The organism is Burkholderia sp. YHN3-13, assembly GCF_055810675.1.
Genome location: NZ_JBVVNQ010000013.1, coordinates 71,451 through 90,074, shown reverse-complemented (window position 1 = coordinate 90,074; position 18,624 = coordinate 71,451). Strand labels below are relative to the sequence as shown.

16 protein-coding genes and 4 pseudogenes are annotated in these 18,624 nt (G+C 62.0%); 16 read left to right on the top strand and 4 right to left on the bottom strand.

Annotation, left to right across the window (positions count from 1 at the left end; all coding sequences use genetic code 11):
• The first annotated feature begins 2 nt into the window (after positions 1-2).
• The 7 genes and pseudogenes from AC0KUR_RS25865 to AC0KUR_RS25835 all read left to right on the top strand — a co-directional run bounded on the left by AC0KUR_RS25865 (position 3) and on the right by AC0KUR_RS25835 (position 3,663).
• The gene (locus AC0KUR_RS25865; protein WP_059557545.1) at positions 3-254 is read left to right on the top strand and encodes a hypothetical protein; all 252 of its coding nucleotides are present in this window, start codon (positions 3-5) and stop codon (positions 252-254) included.
• A gap of 305 nt (positions 255-559) precedes the next feature.
• Positions 560-712: pseudogene (locus AC0KUR_RS25860) on the top strand (RHS repeat-associated core domain-containing protein); the annotation flags it as partial.
• Between the two features lie 364 nt (positions 713-1,076).
• Positions 1,077-1,430, top strand: coding sequence for a hypothetical protein (locus AC0KUR_RS25855; protein ID WP_473376584.1), 354 nt, complete (start codon positions 1,077-1,079; stop codon positions 1,428-1,430).
• A gap of 265 nt (positions 1,431-1,695) precedes the next feature.
• Positions 1,696-2,124, top strand: a complete 429-nt coding sequence (locus AC0KUR_RS25850; protein ID WP_473376583.1) for an NTF2 fold immunity protein — start codon at positions 1,696-1,698, stop codon at positions 2,122-2,124.
• 26 nt (positions 2,125-2,150) lie between these two features.
• Positions 2,151-2,406 (top strand): annotated as a pseudogene (locus AC0KUR_RS25845) (RHS repeat-associated core domain-containing protein); the annotation flags it as partial.
• Between the two features lie 338 nt (positions 2,407-2,744).
• Positions 2,745-2,972: pseudogene (locus AC0KUR_RS25840) on the top strand (IS3 family transposase); the annotation flags it as partial.
• A 304-nt stretch (positions 2,973-3,276) separates the two neighbouring features.
• Positions 3,277-3,663, top strand: coding sequence for a hypothetical protein (locus AC0KUR_RS25835; protein ID WP_473376582.1), 387 nt, complete (start codon positions 3,277-3,279; stop codon positions 3,661-3,663).
• Between the two features lie 437 nt (positions 3,664-4,100).
• Here the strand turns inward: AC0KUR_RS25835 and AC0KUR_RS25830 are convergent.
• Positions 4,101-5,268, bottom strand: a pseudogene (locus AC0KUR_RS25830) (IS256 family transposase).
• A 232-nt stretch (positions 5,269-5,500) separates the two neighbouring features.
• Between AC0KUR_RS25830 and AC0KUR_RS25825 the strand changes: the two are divergent.
• Entirely contained in the window at positions 5,501-5,818 is a 318-nt protein-coding gene (locus AC0KUR_RS25825) for a DUF7716 domain-containing protein (protein ID WP_473376581.1), read from the top strand.
• Between the two features lie 84 nt (positions 5,819-5,902).
• Here AC0KUR_RS25825 and icmH read toward each other — a convergent pair whose 3' ends face one another.
• The 3 genes from icmH to tssJ form a co-directional block, all read right to left on the bottom strand.
• Positions 5,903-6,685 (bottom strand): type IVB secretion system protein IcmH/DotU, encoded by a 783-nt coding sequence (gene icmH / locus AC0KUR_RS25820; RefSeq protein WP_034187530.1) that lies wholly within the window; start codon positions 6,683-6,685, stop codon positions 5,903-5,905.
• Positions 6,682-8,028, bottom strand: coding sequence for a type VI secretion system baseplate subunit TssK (gene tssK, locus AC0KUR_RS25815; RefSeq protein WP_034187529.1), 1,347 nt, complete (start codon positions 8,026-8,028; stop codon positions 6,682-6,684). The genes icmH and tssK overlap by 4 nt, the downstream gene beginning before the upstream one ends.
• A 102-nt stretch (positions 8,029-8,130) precedes the next feature.
• Complete coding sequence (tssJ, locus tag AC0KUR_RS25810; protein ID WP_034187528.1) at positions 8,131-8,742, bottom strand: type VI secretion system lipoprotein TssJ; 612 nt, start codon at positions 8,740-8,742, stop codon at positions 8,131-8,133.
• Positions 8,743-9,114: 372 nt separating this feature from the next.
• On the opposite strand from tssJ, the gene AC0KUR_RS25805 reads away from it, so the two are divergent.
• The 8 genes from AC0KUR_RS25805 (at position 9,115) to tssH (ending at position 18,624) form a co-directional block, all read left to right on the top strand.
• Entirely contained in the window at positions 9,115-9,744 is a 630-nt protein-coding gene (locus tag AC0KUR_RS25805; protein WP_034187527.1) for a tetratricopeptide repeat protein, read from the top strand.
• Positions 9,745-9,790: 46 nt separating this feature from the next.
• Positions 9,791-10,306 carry a type VI secretion system contractile sheath small subunit gene (gene tssB, locus AC0KUR_RS25800; RefSeq protein ID WP_006484395.1) on the top strand — a complete coding sequence of 172 codons (516 nt, stop codon included), beginning with the start codon at positions 9,791-9,793 and terminating at the stop codon, positions 10,304-10,306.
• Between the two features lie 15 nt (positions 10,307-10,321).
• Positions 10,322-11,812, top strand: coding sequence for a type VI secretion system contractile sheath large subunit (tssC, locus tag AC0KUR_RS25795; RefSeq protein WP_034187526.1), 1,491 nt, complete (start codon positions 10,322-10,324; stop codon positions 11,810-11,812).
• A 71-nt stretch (positions 11,813-11,883) separates the two neighbouring features.
• Positions 11,884-12,387, top strand: coding sequence for an Hcp family type VI secretion system effector (locus tag AC0KUR_RS25790; RefSeq protein ID WP_034187525.1), 504 nt, complete (start codon positions 11,884-11,886; stop codon positions 12,385-12,387).
• 62 nt (positions 12,388-12,449) lie between these two features.
• Positions 12,450-12,935, top strand: a complete 486-nt coding sequence (gene tssE, locus AC0KUR_RS25785; protein WP_034187524.1) for a type VI secretion system baseplate subunit TssE — start codon at positions 12,450-12,452, stop codon at positions 12,933-12,935.
• A 76-nt stretch (positions 12,936-13,011) separates the two neighbouring features.
• Entirely contained in the window at positions 13,012-14,847 is a 1,836-nt protein-coding gene (gene tssF / locus AC0KUR_RS25780; protein WP_034187523.1) for a type VI secretion system baseplate subunit TssF, read from the top strand.
• Entirely contained in the window at positions 14,811-15,911 is a 1,101-nt protein-coding gene (gene tssG / locus AC0KUR_RS25775; protein WP_034187522.1) for a type VI secretion system baseplate subunit TssG, read from the top strand. The genes tssF and tssG overlap by 37 nt, the downstream gene beginning before the upstream one ends.
• 43 nt (positions 15,912-15,954) lie before the next feature.
• Positions 15,955-18,624: a type VI secretion system ATPase TssH gene (tssH, locus tag AC0KUR_RS25770; RefSeq protein ID WP_473376580.1), complete on the top strand. Its 2,670-nt coding sequence runs from the start codon at positions 15,955-15,957 to the stop codon at positions 18,622-18,624.

Genomic DNA, 18,624 nt, shown 5'->3' with positions numbered 1-18,624 from the left:
TGATGAATCAACGCGATGAAAAACTGAACTTGGTCACGGAAATAATGGAGTTCATCGAAACACAACCCTATGCCCCGGAAACATGTGCTCGATATGTTTATCTCAAGTCGCTTGATGCTAGGGCATATCGCTATGGTGATAAGAGGCTCGACACGCTGCTCGACACGATTGGTGGGATGAGTGCTGGAGAGGAGTTCGTCTATTCAAAGACTGAGCTTCTAGAAATGTTGAAGGCGTACTTGTCAGAGGCGTAGTAACGAAAGGCCGCTCGAGCGGCTCCTGGTATATATGTGATTGTCGAGGTCGGGGGAGATGGAAATCAGGTACGACGGGATCGACCATTTGATCGAGCAAACGGGGGGCGACGGCAAGATGGTGCGCTATGAATACGACGAGGTGGGTTTACGGATCGCGTCACCTTGAGGAAATTACTCAACACCCCGCAGCCAAAGGCGCACCGGCACCTAGCGAGTGGCGCAATGCGACTACGACGCGGGTGGTGTTCTGCGCCCAGGCAATGTGCTTCTCGATTGGGAGAGTGAAGGAGCGCGACTTATAGACGGGGCTCGCCTATAACCGACACAGATACTACGATCCGAGTTCGGGGCGCTTCGTGTCCAAGGACCCGATCGGTCTCGCTGGCGGCAACAACCTCTATCAATACGCGCCCAATCCGACTGGCTGGATCGACCCGCTGGGGCTGGCTCGATGCCCTTGTGATCCGTGCTCGAAGTATGATGTTGGTACGTACGACGATCTCAAGAAGCGTTCAGCTTCTGGCGACGGCCTCGATATTCACCACGCGATGCAAAAACACCCAGCCGCCCAGGTTGTTGCTGGCTACGATCCAAAGACTGGCCCGGCCATAGCTGTTCCTGCTGGTGAACATGAACAAATTCCGACACGTAAGGGCGCGTATACGGAAACGGCGAGAGATTTGCTAGCTAGCGACATCAGAGACCTGAGACAACACACTGGCGCTTCTAACAAGTGCTTGCAACGGCTCATTGCGCTCAACAAGGAAATGTACCCAAAGGCTTTTAAGAAATAGTATTCACGTAAAAAGGACTTCAGTCATGAATACAGAGGAATTCGTTGCTGCGATCCGGACGCATGTACAGGAGCAGGCGACAAGTGATCTTGTGAGAACTTTTACTGCCCCTCCGGGGCGGCGGCCTCGTGATCTGCTGATCAAGGTTTCGGAGTGGCGGGCTCGTTTACCGAGCGATGAACAACGGCTACTCGACGAAGCGATAGCAGAATCGGTTCGCGTTGCATTATTTGGTCTCTTTGCTGTAATCGACGGGTCAAGGGTCGTTGACGAAAATGTGGATCGGTTCATTATTACTGCTGTAGGCTACGACGGAGCTCGAACAGAGCTTAATGAAGATACCGCAGTCGACCTTCACAGTGAGTTTGCGCCTGATTGACGAGAGCCTTCGAAGGGAGCAGTAAAAGAACAAGGGCCGCGTAAGCGGCCCTTGTTGTTTCTGGTCGCTGATGTCCGGAAATAGACCAACGCGCGGTTACTCGTTTCTCCCCTGATAATGCGAGTTCACGCGCTGCGGCTCGAGCCTTTGGATCTGGCTCAACCAGACCTGATTCAATTCTCTATCAAGCTAGGATAAATGGTGTTACGCACTCGCGGACGTTTGCGAATCCTTGTCCATGCAAATGCCCATGACTGGAGATGAAATGACGCCCACTGAACGATTGACGACCTTTATAGCGGATATGCTGCGTTGGGAGATAGCGCTTGAGGTGAAGCGACGAGCCCTGAGAGGCAACCAGGACTCATCGGTGCGTGAGCAAATGTTGACCGATGCTAGAGAAGCGCTAAACCAGATTTTTATGGAGCATCTCAGTGCCGAGGCGCTTGCTACGAAGGCGCAAAGTCGCCTCGATTTGTTGCCTTCTGGTCGTCCGCCAGAGTTTGAGCAGCAAGTGCTGGATGATACAGAGAGCAAAGTCGGTAAGACGATCTACATCGAGACGTTCAATGAAAGAGGACTCGCTCAGCGTCTCCGTTACGCGCTCGTAATGGAGCACGGTGAGCCGAAAATTGACGCCGTCTACGATTGGCGTCGGAGTACGGGTAAATGGGACAAGCAGGATTCCATCTAGAGTGAGTCACCGCGCCACATGGCGCGGGTGAAGCAAGGGCGGTTATCAGCAAAGCGGCTCGCAATGTAGGAATCAGGAATCCACTGCGCTTCGCGGACCAATTGAGATGCTGAAACGGGGTCGCTCCAGCTGCACTATAACCGGCATCGGTACTACGACCCGAGCAGCGGCCGCTTCATCTCGAAAGACCCGATCGGCCTCGACGGTGGCTTCAATGTCTATCAATATGCGCCCAACCCGACCGGCTGGATCGATCCGTTAGGGCTTTCGAAGCAATGTCCTAAATGCTTGCCTAGCTGCAACGATTTCGCGTCTCAGGGGCCGAAAGATTCAACTGAGATGGCCCAAGAACTTTCAAAGCAGATCAACCAAAATTCGATAACGTTCTTTACGCCCACAACACAAGGCCACATTGATCTGAAAGGGGCATCGCATTTCGATAAGGCCAAACTCCGTGTAATTCGGTAGATTCGGCCCATGTGCCTATCCTGCACTGGATCAAAAAGGTTCAACGTTGATCTTGATTGGCTCCAGCCGCCAAAATCGGTCAACGTGTACTTACTCGTTTCTCCCCGATCGGGGAGAAACGTAGCGTCGGCCGTCGGAGTGGGGACGGCTAAGACAACGCGCTGGCTGAAACGATCAACGGCCTGTACAAGACGGAACTGATTCATCGGCGTGCCCCGTGGAAAACAAGGGAATCCGTCGAACTTGCAGCGCTGGAATGGGTGGCCTGGTACAACCATCATCGACTGATGGAACCGCTGGGCTATATCTCGCCCGCCGAGGCTGAGGCAAACTACTACGGGAAACTCAGAGCTACCGCTGACGTACCCGCATTAACTTAAACTAACCGGCCTCCACGATTCCCGGTGCGGATCACACCTTCGGTGCAATTGGCGGGGCCGTCACACGAAGTTGGGCCGGAGCATTATGTTGCGACACAATCGCAGCGTCAGAGAGGTGTCGACGGTACATATGCCGTGGAGCGTCGGGTTGCATGCCGGGTTCTACGCCGAGCTGGTTTTTCTGCAGATGAAACTCGCTGCCATGTAATGCGAGATAACAATTATTTCTCCAATGTGGGCATTACGGATGATACGTCGACTCGTGTGCCGAGGAATGGAAATAGTTCAACCAGGAGGTGGTAGTGTGAGCAAATGGATTACAGATGATATGATTTTGGAGATGTCCAGGATATGTGAATGCTTTTCGAAAAATATTTTCGAAAAATTGGTTTCGGATGGAAATTTTGACGCCAAAGAGTCAGAGGGAATTAAGAGGAATATTTTGGAATATCTGTGCGGGGATATTCTGGATGAGAATGCGCTAAAAAGAATCGGAGTCCCTGATCGAGGCTACATCGTTAGTCGCGTGAAGTTGTATGAAATTGATCCGGGGGCGCCATCGGAGTCCAGTAAGAAGGTGCAACTCGATCTAATAATAGATGGCGTTGAAAGTGACCTTACTCTTGTTATGCATGCATATAAAATGACTGAAAAGGATAGGATTTTGATTTGCGATGCTCTAACTTTGTAGGGTCGGTTTGCTGCTGAATGAGAGTGGAGGCTTTGCGTTTCGGGGTTATTCTTTTTCGACGGGGCGTGCAGTCCCTCAGTTGAGGCGAGGTGATGTTGATACGTATCGATTGGCGTGAATTGTATGTTGATGAGTAAAAAATTTCGATATTGATGCAGGGTGGGTCATCTTCGCTTCTTTTTTTGATTGGTTCGGAAAGGGGGGCAGATGATTGCGTACGATTTCGATTCGGACCTGATCGCCATATTATGTCTATTTGGCTAGGGAGTCTGATGAAGAAGATGGTGACTTCGTAAGTGTGGCGATCACGGAATTCGTAGTATCTTGCCCAAATTTCAATCGGCAAAAAGTATAGATGTGGGATGCAGGTTTCAAGTGGTGTTTAGGAGGAGCGCGCGGGGGTGTCAGGATTTCCGTGTTCAAGGCGGGTGGAGCAATTACTCGGAACGCCGGATGAATCGATCTGCGTAAAGGATAGCGAATTGGTTCATGGCGGTCTTCCAGTCATGCGTGGCACTTCCCCAATTCGCGGTGATGTTGCGCAAGGCCAGCCAGATGAGCTTGGTGGCGGCCTCATCGGTCGGGAAGTGACCACGGGTCTTGATGATCTTGCGCAGCTGCGAGTTGATATTTTTCAATCGCGTTCGTCGTGTAGATGATCTTGCGCCCGCCCGGCGGAAACGCGAAGAACGGGATCACGCGATCCCAGGCGTTGCGCCACGCGCTACTGACGGTCGGGAATTTCTGGCCCCACGGGCCATTCGCAAACGCATCGAGTTCGGCCTGAGCAGCTTCCGCGCTGGGCGCGGCATAGATCGGTTTGATCGCCGCGGCCAGTCCTCGGCGGTCCTTCCAACTGGCGTAGTCCAGGCTGTTGCGGATCAAATGGACGATGCAGGTTTGCAGCGTCGTGGCCGGAAATACTGCTGCCAGGGCCTCGGGCATGCCCTTCAGACCGTCGGTCACGGCGATCAAGATGTCGTGAACGCCGCAAGTCTCCAGATCGTTGAGTACCTTCATCCAGAACTTGGCGCCCGCGGTGTTCTCGATCCACAGACCCGGGATCTCCCGCGTGCCGTCGGGCAGCACGCCCAGCGCCAGGTACACCGCCTTGTTGCGCACGACGGCGTCTTCGCGAATCTTGACCCGCAGTGCGTTGAAAAACACCACCGGATACATCGGCTCAAGCGGCCGGGCCTGCCAGGCGGTTACTTCGGCCATGACCTCGTCGGTGACCGAGCTGATGAAGTCGGGTGAGACCTCGGTGCCGTACTGTTCCAGCAGGAAGCCCTGAATCTCGCGCACGGTCATGCCCCGGGCATACATGGCGACGATCTTGTCGTCGAAGCCCGTGAAGCGCCGTTCGTGCTTGGGAATAAGGATGGGGTCGAAGCTGCCTTCGCGGTCGCGCGGCACCTCGATGCGAATCGGACCGTCTTGGCACCTTTGCCGTTGCGCTGATTCGTGGCGTTGGTCGGTTTGGCCGCACCGGCAGGGTAGCCGAGATGATGATTCATCTCGCCGCCCAACGCCCGTTCGATCAGCGCCTTCTTGAGCGCCAGTGTCGCGGCATTGATGGCTTCGGCCGTCATCGGACCGTTGCAGAACCGCTCAAGCAGCTCGGCCGGAATCGCCGGCAGAGCCGCCGGCTGGGCTTTCGGTTTGCAAGGCATACACTCTCCTTGAGAGCATGTTATGCCTTAAACACGAAATTCCTGACAGGCCCCCAACAACGCGCGCTGAGCAATCTCAGGGCCCCGGATTCGGCATAATCACGGCTTGCCACCGTGGCCTCACGATTCCAGCAACGCCTTCCCTCCGTTCAACCGCAATACCTATGTCGACCACCTACGCGACCACTGCGTCGCTGCAGCACATCCTCGAACACCCTGGAGATTTTTCCGGATGGCTCTGCCTGCCGCCGACGCCGTGGACGCTCGATACCGAGGGCGAATTCGCCGATGACGCTGACCACGCCGAAGGCACCACGCTACCCGCCGCCGCACCACACCCCGACTGGCGTGTCACGTTGAACAGCGCGACGATCGAGGACATCGTGATCAACGCACATGACCAGGTCGACGAACCGAGTATCGCGCAACTATTCGACGCATTCGTGTTCTACGTCGACAACGAAGAATTCATCCTGCTCTGAAGGCGCTCGCCACGCGCCACAGTAAAAAAGGACCGCCGAGCGGTCCTTTTTCCATGCAGCATCAACGCGAACGAAGCCCGCCCCTCAAGGCAACGAAATCGTCAAATTAGCCGACTCCGGCCCCACCTTGATCACCTGCGAATAAGGCGCCAACGCCTGCAGCGTCTTGTCCTTGAGATAAGTATTGAGCCCGAGGTACCCGAGCAGTGCCACGAGTGCAAACACCGCCCCGATCGCCCAAACCGGCACCTCACGCTTCAACCGATGCGCGATCTGATCCGGCAACGGCCAATGCGGCGCGAACGGCGCCCGCTTGCCTTTCATATGCGCGATCTCATCGCCCAGCCGCGCGGTGAGGTAAGCGAGCTTCTCCGGCCCTTCGAGCAGATACTTGCCCTGGAACCCGAGCAGCAGACACATATGAAACACCTCGAGCGACTGCAGCCGCGCCGCGCCCTGCGCACGGCAATCCTCGAGATACTGATAGAACTTCTCGCCCGCGAGCTGCTCGCCGAACAGCACGAGCTGCAGCGGCCGGCGTTCCCAGTCGGCCCGGATCTTGAACTGCGACGACAGCACCATCTCGTCGATCGCGGCGCAGAACGCGAATTTCGCGCCGTAGACGTCCTCGGCAGCGATATTCAGCTTCTTCGCACCGCGCTCGAAATCCGACAGGAACTCCTGGATCCGCGTGCTGAACTCGCTCGCGCTGTCCGGTTCCCGCCCGTTCTTGAGCAGGAACAGCATGAAGAAGCCGTCGTACAGCAAATCGAGCAGCGAACGCGCCTGGAACGCGGAGTCCGTCGACGCCGGGGTATGCATGGGTGCCGGCGCATTGTCGCCGAACAGGGAAGGCGCGTAGCTCATGATGTGACCGCGATCAGTTCGAATTTCAGGTCATTGATGCCAGTCGGCGCATAGATCATCGCGGACTGGGCCTGCAGCATGCGCTCGTACAGCGGGCTGCGCGAATCGAGCGCGAAGTAGCATGCGCCCGGCCGCACCGGGATCGCGGGCGGCACCTGCGGCGTGTACGACAGCCGCACGCCGGGCATCGCCGACAGCACGAGTTTGTCGACGTCGTCGGGCGCGCCGACCTTGAAGCGGGCCGGCACGGCATCGACGAGCTCGACGCTCGGCATGTCCGCGGACACGGCCAGATAGAACTCGGTCTTGTCGTCGATCTTGCCGGAGTCGAGGCGGCCGAGGTGGAACGACGGACGTACCTCGTCGAGCGTGATCGCGAAATAGCGCGTCGAGATCACGGTGTCGAGCAGCTCGCGCAGCATCAGGTCGAGACGCGCAAAACTCGGTCCCGGATCGTCGTGGCGGTAGACGGGCAGGTCGGCGAGCGAATAACCCTTCGAGAACGTCATCAACTGGCCCGCGAGGCGCAGCAGTTCCTGGAACAGCCGCTCCGGATGCAGCGCCGCGTGCTGGTGCAGGTGCGCGAGCGTCGCGAATGCGGCGTTCGCGGTGTGCAGCAGCCAGAATGATGCGATGTCGCCCGAGCGGAACTCGATGATGTTCTTCGACGGCTCGCGGTGGAAACCGTACAGCGCGTTCACCTTCGCCTGCAGCGCGTCGACGAGCTGGCGCAGCCGCTGGTGCAGGATCGGCGATGCCTCGATCGCGAGGCACGGCGGCACGAAGCTGTCGTCGATCTCGAAACCGGAGGTCGCGGTGCGGCGCACGCGGACGAGCGGCACCGACAGCAACTGGTCGCGCGGTTCGCTGTGCGCGATCAGCTTGACCTGCGTCTTCAGGAACGTGATGTCCGCCTCGGCGGCATCGGTGAAGTTGTCGGCGACGCTCGTCTGCTCGCTGACGAAGCGCGTCATGAAGCCGGCGGCCGGATCGTCGCTGTAATTGGTGCCGTTCTCGCGCAGCGGGTGCAGCGCGAGATAGAACACGAATTCGTTGATGCCCTCGGGCAGCGTATCCAGCGCGATCGGCGGCGGCAGGTCGTCGGCCTGCGGCGCGGCATACAGCGCACCGTCCGGAAACACGAGCGCGAGTTCGGCGACCCGCAGCACGTTGCTGCCGAGCGCGTCGCGATCGATGCGCACCGAGCGCACGCCCCAGTTGTACGGCTGGATCGCCTGGATGGACTCGAACAGGCGCGCCTCGTGGTACGCGTCCTGTCGCTGAAAGTGTTGAGGCCGGAGGAACAGCCCTTCCCCCCACAGCACCTTGGCCGAATAACTCATGTCAAATCCGGTTAATGTGGCGTTGCGATGTAATCGATTTGGTCGTGCCCGAATTAAATCGCCAATTGTTAACTCTTGTTAATTGACATTCGTGCGACATGTTTAACCGCAGGACACCGAAGACAGCATATTCAGCGGTTGTGACGGCGCACCCTGCTGCGGTGCAATGACGGTGCCATCGGTGACCGTCATCGCGCAATTATGCAGGCCGATGATTATGCCGGATTTCTCCGACTTCACCGGATCGAACGTCAGTTTCCATCGCTGGAGTGCGGGATCGCGGAACAGTGCGACGATGCCGAACGCCTGCGCCTCGCGCGAAACCTTCTCGGTCGCCGTATAGCGCTGGCCCGGAATCAGCGTGATTTCACGTACGTTCAGCAGGTCGGCGCCGAGTGCGGCCTTTTCCTTGGTCGGATCGGTGAAGGCGTCGAACGGCGCTTGCTGGAACGACGTCGGGTCCTTCAGCGTATAGAGCCGCACGACGAGCGCGAGCGGCTTGTTGTCGGTCGCGGCATTCAGGTTCGGCGCCGCGGCGAGCGTGATGCCGAGGTTGCGCGGCGGCTTTTGCGCGTCGGGCACCTCGGGCTTGCCGATGCCGGCCGCGGACATCACGGCGCTCGCGGCCGAGCCGAGCAGCGGGGCGGCCGCGCATCCGGCCAGCAGGGCGCACGCAACCAGCGGCAGCGCGTAGCGAATCATGGACGATCTCATGTGTTTCCGGCGTGCCGCCTTTATCCCTGTCAAGACTGCCAGGTATTTCCGCGATCGCTGCGAATCCCCGGCGTTACATTGTTCAACTATTAAGCGCGCCGGCGTCTCGGCGGGCATCCGGAAATTTTTTCCGCCGCCCGGGCGGCGCGTCGTGCGACCAGTAAAACTTGCGCATTCCGGCCGAAAGAAAAACCGCCGCGAGCCTGCGGCGATAGGCCATTCGAGGGGGTAGCGCCCGGTTTTAAAAGGAATTACTCTTCACACGACGATTGAATTATGAAAAATTGATCGGTACTATACCCGCGCGCTTCTTGCAAAGCAAAAGAACCAGATTCTCAACGATTTAAAACTCACGCGCCGGTGGAAATAACGATGAAAGACCGTCTCTTCGCAAAACTGTCTGGGGTAGTAGTGGCTTGCGGCGTGATCGCCGGTTGTGCGAGCCAGCCTCCCGCGCCGCCGACTGCCGAGGTGTTCAACAAGTCGCTGGCCGATGCAGACGCTGTTGCGAAGGCGGGGGACCAGGACAAGGCGCTCGGCCTTTACCAGCAACTCGCGAAGTCGGATCCGACGCGCGAGGAGCCGTGGTCGCGCATTGCGCAAATCCAGTTCGCACAGAACCACTACGGCCAGGCAATCGTTGCCGCGCAGGAAGCGCTGCAGCGCGACGCGACCGACCGTCAGGCGAAGAGCGTGCTGGCCGTGGCCGGCCTGCGGATCGCGACGCAGTCGCTCGGCGAGCTGCGCCAGGATGCGTCGCTCGCGGGCGACGCGAAGTCCGATGCGCAGGCGCTCGCGAAGCAGCTGCGCGACACGCTCGGCGAATCGGCGCTGTTCCCGCCTGAAACGAAGGTCGTGAAGCCGCGCCCGCCGCGCCGCGTCGTCCATCGTCCGAAGGGCGTTGCCGCACCGGCCGCCGAAGCGGCGGCAGCCACCACGCCGACGCCGCCCGCCACGCCGCAAAAGGGCAGCGCCGATCCGTTCGGCGCACTGCGCAACTGAAACCGCAACTGACGCGATAACCACAACTAACCTGGGAGCCGTCGAGATGGCCAAGAAAGAAAGCATTCAGAAAAGCTTGCAGAAAATTCGGCCGCCGCGCGTCCAGCTGACCTACGAGGTCGAGAAGGGCGATGCGATCGAGGTGAAGGAACTGCCGTTCGTCGTCGGGGTCGTCGGTGATCTGGCGGGCCAGTCCGAAATCGAGCAGCCGAAGCTGCGCGACCGCAAATTCGTCAACATCGACCGCGACAATTTCGACGACGTGATGAAGGCGATCGAGCCGCGTGCCGCGTTCCAGGTGGAAAACCGCCTGAGCCCGGAAGGCGGCAAGTTCGCGGTCGACCTGAAGTTCCGCTCGCTGTCGGATTTCAGCCCGGACGAAGTCGTCGAACAGGTCGAGCCGCTGCGCCGCCTGCTCGAGGCGCGCTCGAAGCTCGCCGACCTGCGCAACAAGCTCGCCGGCAACGACAAGCTCGAGGATCTGCTGTCCGAGGTGCTGAAGAACACGCAGCAGCTGCAGGAGCTCGCGAAGGGCACCGGCGGCGACAAAGACGGCGAATGACGACGGAGTGTTGAGATGAACCAGCAAACGGCTGCGGCCCAAGCGAGCGGCGCGGAATACGCCGCCGGGACTTCGCTGCTCGACGACATCGTCGAGAAGAGCAAGGTCGCGAAATCCGATTCCGAGCATGCCCGCGCGAAGGACCTGATCGGCGAACTCGCGCACCAGGTGCTCGACGGCACGGTGATCGTGTCGGACAACCTGTCGGCCACGATCGACGCGCGCGTCGCGGAACTCGACCGCCTGATCTCCACGCAGCTTTCCGCGGTGATGCACGCGCCGGAATTCCAGCGCCTCGAGAGCACGTGGCGCGGGATGGACTACCTGGTCAAGGAAAGCAACACGGGCCAGACGATCAAGATCAAGGCGCTGCACGCCCCGAAGCGCGACCTCGTGCGCGACTTCAAGGGCGCGAGCGAGTTCGACCAGAGCGCGCTGTTCAAGAAAGTCTACGAAGAAGAATTCGGCACGTTCGGCGGCTCGCCGTTCGGTGCGCTGATCGGCGATTACGAGATCTCGCGCCAGCCGGAAGACCTGTACTTCATCGAGCAGATGTCGCGTGTCGCGGCGGCTGCCCATGCGCCGTTCATCGCGTCGGCGTCGCCGGAGCTGCTCGGCCTCGAGTCGTTCGCCGACCTCGGCAAGCCGCGCGATCTCGCGAAGGTATTCGACACGGTCGAATACGCGAAGTGGAAGTCGTTCCGCGACTCGGAGGATTCGCGCTACGTCGGCCTGACGCTGCCGCGCTTCCTCGGCCGCCTGCCGTTCAATCCGAAGGACGGCCAGACCGCGGAGCGCTTCAACTTCGTCGAGGACGTCGACGGCACCGAACACGACAAGTACCTGTGGTGCAACGCGGCGTGGGCCTTTGCAGCCCGCCTGACGGCTGCATTCGACGACTTCGGCTGGTGTGCGGCGATCCGCGGCGTCGAAGGCGGCGGCCTCGTCGAGGATCTGCCGACCCACACGTTCAAGACGGACGACGGCGAAGTCGCGCTGAAGTGCCCGACCGAGATCGCGATCACCGATCGCCGCGAGAAGGAACTGAGCGACCTCGGTTTCATCCCGCTCGTCCATTGCAAGAATTCCGATTACGCCGCGTTCTTCGCCGCGCAGTCGGTGCAGAAAGCGAAGAAATACAGCACCGACAGCGCCAACGCGAACGCCGTCCTGTCCGCCCAGCTTCAATACATCTTCTCGGTATCGCGTGTTGCGCACTACCTGAAGGCGATGATGCGGGACAAGATCGGCAGCTTCGCCTCGGCGCAGAACGTGGAAACATTCCTCAACCGGTGGATTTCGCAGTACGTGCTGCTCGACGACAACGCGTCGCAGGAGCAGAAGGCGCAATTCCCGCTGCGCGAGGCTTCCATACAAGTGTCGGAGATTCCGGGGAAGCCGGGCTCGTATCGTTCGGTCGCATTCCTGCGCCCGCACTTTCAGCTCGACGAACTCTCGATTTCTCTGCGACTTGTCGCTGATCTGCCCAAATCGGCAAATTCATAAGCGAGCAAAATCGCCCGGGCGGGCCGCCTGGGTAGGACGTTAAAACCACCTCTTTGGGGAGTAGAAGGGCCATGTTACACATTCACTTGCAATTTGGTAGCCCGGCAGTCAAGGGCGAGTCGGCTGACAAGGACCATCAGGGCTGGCTTGAGCTGAAGTCGTGGGATCACTCGATCGTGCAGCCGCGTTCGGCAACGGCGTCGTCGGCCGGCGGCCTGACGCAGACGCGGTGCGAACACGGCGACATGGTGTTCTCGAAGGAAATCGATTCGTCGAGCCCGCTGCTGTACCAGCACGCGTCGGGCGGCACGACGTTCGACGAAGTGACGATCCATTTCTCGCGCGCCGACGGTGAAGGCAAGCGCGTGCAGTATCTGGAAGTCAAGCTCAAGTACGTGATCATCTCGAGCATCGCGCCGAGCGTCCGCGAGGAAGGCCTGCCGATCGAGACGTTCTCGCTGAAGTACGCAGCCGTGCAGTGGAAGCAGACCCAGCAGAAGATCGGCGGCAACCAGGGCGGCAACACGCAGGGCGCCTGGAGCCTGACGAAGAACGACAAGACCTACGCGGTCTAAGGTCGGTTGCGGCAACGGGGCGCACGGCGTCCCGTTGCCGTTTTCGCTGTGCACGCCGGCTGATGAAACGATTCGAACCCAGTTTTCTCGACAAGCTGTTCGACGACGAACCGCACCTGCCGGCCTCGGCAGCGATGCGGCAATTGTCGCTGGACGAGCTCAAGAACACGGTCGCCCGCGACGTCGAGGCGATCCTCAACACGCGTATCGCGCATACCGAGAGCGAGCTGGCGGCGCTGCCCGAATGCCAGAAGTCGGTGCTGACCTACGGGCTGAACGATTTCGCGGGGCTGAGCCTCGCGAGCCACTACGACCGCGCGTTCATCTGCAAGTCGATCCAGCAGGCCATCGCGCGCCATGAGCCGCGCCTGCAGCAGGTGCAGGTGACGTTCGAGCTGAACGAGCAGGCCACCAACGCGCTCTATTTCGCGATCCAGGCGCTGCTCGTCGTGCACCCGGCCGAAGAGCCGGTGAGTTTCGACGCGATGCTGCAACCGTCGACGCTGCAGTATTCGGTCACGCGCGCACGCGCCGCGAGAATGCAGTAAATCAAGCCGCCGAGCGGGCCGGACCGCCCGGTGGTTGATCAGGTCCGGCAGGAAATATTGAGGTTCGGGGTCGTCGATGGAAGAATTGCTGCCGTATTACGAGCGCGAATTATCGTTTTTGCGGCGCTATTCGCGAGATTTCGCCGAACGCTATCCGAAAATCGCGGCGCGGCTCGCGCTGTCCGGCGAGCATTGCGAGGATCCGCACGTCGAGCGGATGATCGAGTCGTTCGCGCTGCTCGGCGCGCGCATCAACAAGAAGCTCGACGACGATTACCCCGAATTCACCGAAGCGCTGCTGGAAGTGCTGTATCCGCACTACCTGCGGCCGTTCCCGTCGTGCTCGATCGCGCAGTTCACGCCGGCTTCGCCCGGCCAGCAGACCGAACCGGTCGTGATCGAGCGCGGCACCGAGCTGAAGAGCCGTCCGATCCGCGGCGTGCAGTGCCGGTTTCGCACCGCCTACGACGTGACGCTCGCGCCGATCCGCATTTCGGAGGCCCGTTACACGCCGGTCGCGCTCGCGCCGAGCGCGACGGTGCTGCCGTCGAACGCGACGGGCGTGATCTCGATCACGTTCGAATCGCTCGCCGCGCAGCTCGATCTCGGCGCGCTGAAGCTGTCGACGCTGCGCGCGCACCTGCACGGCGAGCAGTCGTTCGTCGCCGCGCTCACCGACTGCCTGTTCGTCAACGTGCTGGGCGCGTATGTCGAGCCCGAACGCAACGGCCGCTGGACCGCGCTGCGCAAGCTGCCGATCGCGCAGGCCGGTTTCGACGAAGACGACGCGCTGATCGACTATCCGGCGAAATCGCATCCCGCGTATCGCCTGCTCACCGAATACTTCGCGTTCCCCGACAAGTTCGATTTCGTCGATTTCGACCTCGCGGCGATCACGCGCGCGTCGGGCCGCTGCCAGCGCGCGACGCTGCATCTGGTGCTGCAGGACGTGCGCAGCGATTCGCACGTCGCGCGGCTGCTCGAGCTGCTGACGCCGAGTCATTTCCGGCTGTTCTGCACGCCGATCGTCAACCTGTTCCGTCAGCACGGCGAGCCGATCCGCGTCACGCATCGCGCGGTGTCGTATCCGGTGATTGCCGAGGCGCGGCGCGCGTTCGCGTACGAGGTGTACTCGATCGACTCGGTGAAGCTCGTCAGGCAGCAGGCGCACGAGGAGTCGGTGATCGAATTCCGGCCGTTCTACTCGCTGCATCATGGTGAATCGGCGCGGATCGGCCACTACTGGTTCGCGCGCCGCAACGACTGGGTCGCGCAGAAGAGCCCCGGCTACGAAACCGAAATCTCGATCGTCGATATCGACTTCGAGCCGACGTCGCCGCAAACCGACACGCTGAGCCTCGACCTCACCTGCACGAACCGCGATCTGCCGGCGATGCTCGCGTTCGGCCTCGAAGGCGGCGACCTGTTCCAGGAGGGCGGTGCGCAGACGAGCGGCATTTCGATGCTGCGCCGCCCGACGCAGAGCGTGCGCTTCGAGCGCGGCCGCGCCGCGCACTGGCGGCTCGTGTCGCATCTGGCGCTCAATCACGTGTCGCTGGTCGCGCACGGCCTTGCGCCGCTGAAGGAAATGCTGACGCTGTACGACCTGCGGCGCACGGCCGTGTCGATGCGCCAGATCGACGGCCTCGTCGGGGTCGAGCAGCGCGGCGCCGTGCAGTGGCTGCCCGGCAAGCCGTTCGCGACCTTCGTGCGCGGCATCGAGATCCGGCTCACGATCGACGAGGAGCACTTCGTCGGCGCGAGCCTCGCGTCGTTCGTGCGCGTGCTCGACAGCTTCTTCGGGCTGTACGTCCATCTCAACAGTTTCGTTCAATTGGTCGTCGTGTCGAAGCGCACCGGCGAGGAGATCATCCGATGCAAGCCCCGAACCGGCGAATCGATCCTGGCGTAGTCGACGCGCTGCTCGACGAGCCGCACCGCTTCGAATTCTTCCAGGCGGTGCGCGTGCTCGAAGGGCTGTTCGCACGGCAGGCGTCGGACGCGCCCGGCGCATGGCGGCAGGGCGACGTGGTCGCGCAGCGCATCGAGTTCCGCAATACGCTGTCGCTCGGTTTTCCGCCGAGCGAGATCGAAGGTGTGCGCTCGTTCGACGACGGCGGCGCGCTGCTCGATTCGGGCGAGCAGCGTACCGCCGCGCTCGCGGCCGGCGAGCTCGGCCACGTCGAGCTGACGCCCGCGTTCTTCGGGCTGCTCGGCGGCCAGGGGGCGCTGCCGCTGCATTACACCGAGCAGATCGTCGCGCGGGAGTACCTGCGGCGCGATCATGCGGCGCGCGCGTTCTTCGACGTGTTCTCGAACCGCGCGACCGCGCTGTTCTACGCGGCGTGGAAGAAATACCGGCTGCCGTTCCATTACGAGCTCGATCGCGACGAGCGCTATCTGCCGCTGCTGCTCGCGATCGCGGGCGTACCGAGCGACGAGGTGCGCGACAGCCTCGCGGCCGGCCCGGGCGGCGTGCTCGACGAAGCCGTCGCCGGTTACGCGCTGGCCGCGCGGCACCGGCCGATGTCGGCCGCGTACCTGCAGCGCGCGCTGTCCGATTACTTCCGCGTGCCGGTGAAAATCGACCAGTTCGTCGGCAAGTGGTACGACGTGCCGCCCGACCAGTTGAGCGTGCTCGGCGAAGTCAACGCGGTGCTCGGCGCGACGGCGCTCGTCGGCGAACGCGTCTGGCAGCGCGACATGCGCGCACGGATCGTCGTCGGTCCGCTGTCCAAGCGCGATTACGAGGCCTTCCTGCCTGGCGGCGCGCACGCCGTCGCGCTCGAGCGGATGCTGACGCTGCTCGCCGGCGTCACGCTCGAATACGAGGTGAAGCTCGTACTGAAGCGCACCGAGGTCGGCGCGAGCGTGCTGGGGGCGGGCTCGCGGCTCGGCTGGGATGCATTCCTCTGCACGCGCGACGCGATCGAGGACCGCTCCGATGCACGCTACGAACTGCACGTGATTCATTGATTCCGAACGACAACAACACGCAATCGAACCTGAGATCGACGCCATGAGCACGCCTCTGAAGACCCTGATCACGAAACTGAATCCGCTGTGCCGGCACGCGACCGAGCGCGCGGCGAGCGCGTGCCTGGCGCGCGGCCATTACGAGGTCGATCTGGAGCACCTGTTCCTCGCGTTGCTCGAGGAGCCCGCCGGCGACCTGCCGCTCGCGCTGCGCGCGAGCCGCGTCGATCCGCATGCGCTGCGTGCCGATCTCGAACGCGAGCTGACGCGGCTGAAGACCGGCAACACGCGTACGCCGGTGTTTTCCGTGCACCTGATCGCGCTGTTCGAGCAGGCATGGCTGATCGCGTCGCTCGATTCGCAGCTCGGCCGCATCCGTTCGGGGCATCTGCTGCTCGCGCTGCTGACCGCGCCGGATCTCGCGCAGTTCGCGCAGCGGATGTCGTCCCAGTTCGCGGAAGTGAACGTGACGGACCTGAAGCACAAGTTCGACGACGTCGTGGCCGGGTCGAGCGAGGCCGAGCCGCGTCAGGCCGATACGGACGACGGCGGCGCGGCGGCGAGCGAGGCCGGTGTGGCACCCGCGGCGGGCCCGTCGAAGACCCCCGCGCTCGACACGTACACGACCAACCTCACGCAGCGCGCGCGCGACGGCAAGATCGATCCGGTGATCGGCCGCGAAGCGGAGATCCGCCAGGCGATCGACATCCTGATGCGCCGCCGCCAGAACAACCCGATCATGACGGGCGAGGCCGGCGTCGGCAAAACCGCGGTCGTCGAGGGGCTCGCGCTGCGGATCGCGGCCGACGACGTGCCGCCGCCGCTGCGCGGCGTGGCGCTGCACGTGCTCGACATGGGGCTGCTGCAGGCCGGTGCGAGCGTGAAGGGCGAGTTCGAGAACCGCCTGAAGAGCGTGATCGAGGAAGTGAAGAAGAGCGCGCATCCGATCATCCTGTTCATCGACGAAGCGCATACGATCATCGGCGCGGGCGGCCAGGCCGGCCAGAACGATGCGGCGAACCTGCTCAAGCCGGCGCTGGCGCGCGGCGAGTTGCGCACGATCGCCGCGACGACGTGGAGCGAATACAAGAAGTACTTCGAGAAGGACGCGGCGCTGGCGCGGCGCTTCCAGGTCGTGAAGGTCGAGGAGCCGAGCGAGCCGCTCGCGGCCGCGATGCTGCGCGGGATGTCGGGCCTGATGGAAAAGCACTTCAACGTGCGGATCCTCGACGACGCGATCACCGAGGCCGTGCGCCTGTCGCACCGCTACATCAGTGGCCGCCAGCTGCCCGACAAGGCGATCAGCGTGCTCGACACCGCGTGCGCGAAGGTCGCGCTCGCGCACAGCGCGACGCCGGCCGCGATCGACGACACGAAGAAGCGGATCGAGCGGATCGACGCGGAAATCGCGTCGCTGGAGCGCGAGGCAGCCGGCGGCGCGCCGCACGACGAGCGGCTTGCCGAACTGCGTAGTGCGCGCGACACGGCACTCGAACAACTCGCGAAGGACGACGCGCGCTACGAAGCCGAGCGTGCGATCGTCGCCGAGATCACCGAGCTGCGCGATACGCTCGACAAGGCGCGCGGCCCGTCGGAAGACGGCCAGCCGGTCGACGTGCCGGCCACCCGCGACAAGCTCGCCGAACGCGTGGCGGCACTGCATGCGCTGCAGGGCGGCGAGCCGATGGTGCCGCTGCAGGTCGACGGCCATGTCGTCGCCGAGATCGTCGCCGCGTGGACGGGTATTCCGCTTGGCCGGATGGTGAAGGACGAGATCGACACCGTCCTGAACCTACAGCCGCTGCTCACCGCGCGCGTGATCGGCCAGGATCACGCGCTCGACGCGATCGCGCAGCGCGTGCGCACCGCGACCGCGAACCTCGAGGATCCGAACAAGCCGCGCGGCGTGTTCATGTTCGTCGGGCCGTCGGGGGTCGGCAAGACCGAGACGGCGCTTGCGCTGGCCGACATCCTGTACGGCGGCGAACGCAAGATGGTCACGATCAACATGAGCGAGTACCAGGAAGCGCACAGCGTGTCGGGCCTGAAAGGCTCGCCGCCCGGCTACGTCGGTTATGGCGAAGGCGGTGTGCTGACCGAGGCCGTGCGCCGCAACCCGTATTCCGTCGTGCTGCTCGACGAGGTCGAGAAGGCGCACCCCGACGTGCTCGAGATGTTCTTCCAGGTGTTCGACAAGGGCGCGATGGACGATGCGGAAGGGCGTGAGATCGACTTCCGCAACACGCTGATCATCCTGACGTCGAACGTCGGGTCGGCCGCGGTGATGCAGGCGTGCCTGAACAAGCCGGCCGAGGAACTGCCCGATCCGGACGCGCTCGCCGAGACGCTGCGCCCGCAGCTGTACAAGACGTTCAAGCCCGCGTTTCTCGGGCGCATGAAGGTCGTGCCGTACTATCCGATTTCCGACGACGTGCTGGCCGAGATCATCGAGTTGAAGCTCGAACGGATCCGCCGCCGGATCGAGGCGAACCACAAGGCCGCGTTCGAATGGGACGAGTCGCTCGTCGAGGCGGTGCTTGCGCGCTGCACCGAGGTCGACTCGGGCGCCCGCAACGTCGACCATATCCTGAACGGCACGCTGCTGCCGGAGATCGCGGGCCACGTGCTCGGCCGGATCGCCGACGGCGAAGCCATCGCGCGTATCGCGGTGCGTGCGGACGAGGCCGGCGAATTCGCGTACACCGTCGAATGA

Coding starts and splice junctions, on each gene's coding strand:
- AC0KUR_RS25865 (WP_059557545.1), top strand. CDS start 3: ATGAATCAACGCGATGAAAAACTGAACTTGGTCACGGAAATAATGGAG.
- AC0KUR_RS25855 (WP_473376584.1), top strand. CDS start 1,077: ATGAATACAGAGGAATTCGTTGCTGCGATCCGGACGCATGTACAGGAG.
- AC0KUR_RS25850 (WP_473376583.1), top strand. CDS start 1,696: ATGACGCCCACTGAACGATTGACGACCTTTATAGCGGATATGCTGCGT.
- AC0KUR_RS25825 (WP_473376581.1), top strand. CDS start 5,501: ATGTCGACCACCTACGCGACCACTGCGTCGCTGCAGCACATCCTCGAA.
- icmH (WP_034187530.1), bottom strand. CDS start 6,685: ATGAGCTACGCGCCTTCCCTGTTCGGCGACAATGCGCCGGCACCCATG.
- tssK (WP_034187529.1), bottom strand. CDS start 8,028: ATGAGTTATTCGGCCAAGGTGCTGTGGGGGGAAGGGCTGTTCCTCCGG.
- tssJ (WP_034187528.1), bottom strand. CDS start 8,742: ATGAGATCGTCCATGATTCGCTACGCGCTGCCGCTGGTTGCGTGCGCC.
- AC0KUR_RS25805 (WP_034187527.1), top strand. CDS start 9,115: ATGAAAGACCGTCTCTTCGCAAAACTGTCTGGGGTAGTAGTGGCTTGC.
- tssB (WP_006484395.1), top strand. CDS start 9,791: ATGGCCAAGAAAGAAAGCATTCAGAAAAGCTTGCAGAAAATTCGGCCG.
- tssC (WP_034187526.1), top strand. CDS start 10,322: ATGAACCAGCAAACGGCTGCGGCCCAAGCGAGCGGCGCGGAATACGCC.
- AC0KUR_RS25790 (WP_034187525.1), top strand. CDS start 11,884: ATGTTACACATTCACTTGCAATTTGGTAGCCCGGCAGTCAAGGGCGAG.
- tssE (WP_034187524.1), top strand. CDS start 12,450: ATGAAACGATTCGAACCCAGTTTTCTCGACAAGCTGTTCGACGACGAA.
- tssF (WP_034187523.1), top strand. CDS start 13,012: ATGGAAGAATTGCTGCCGTATTACGAGCGCGAATTATCGTTTTTGCGG.
- tssG (WP_034187522.1), top strand. CDS start 14,811: ATGCAAGCCCCGAACCGGCGAATCGATCCTGGCGTAGTCGACGCGCTG.
- tssH (WP_473376580.1), top strand. CDS start 15,955: ATGAGCACGCCTCTGAAGACCCTGATCACGAAACTGAATCCGCTGTGC.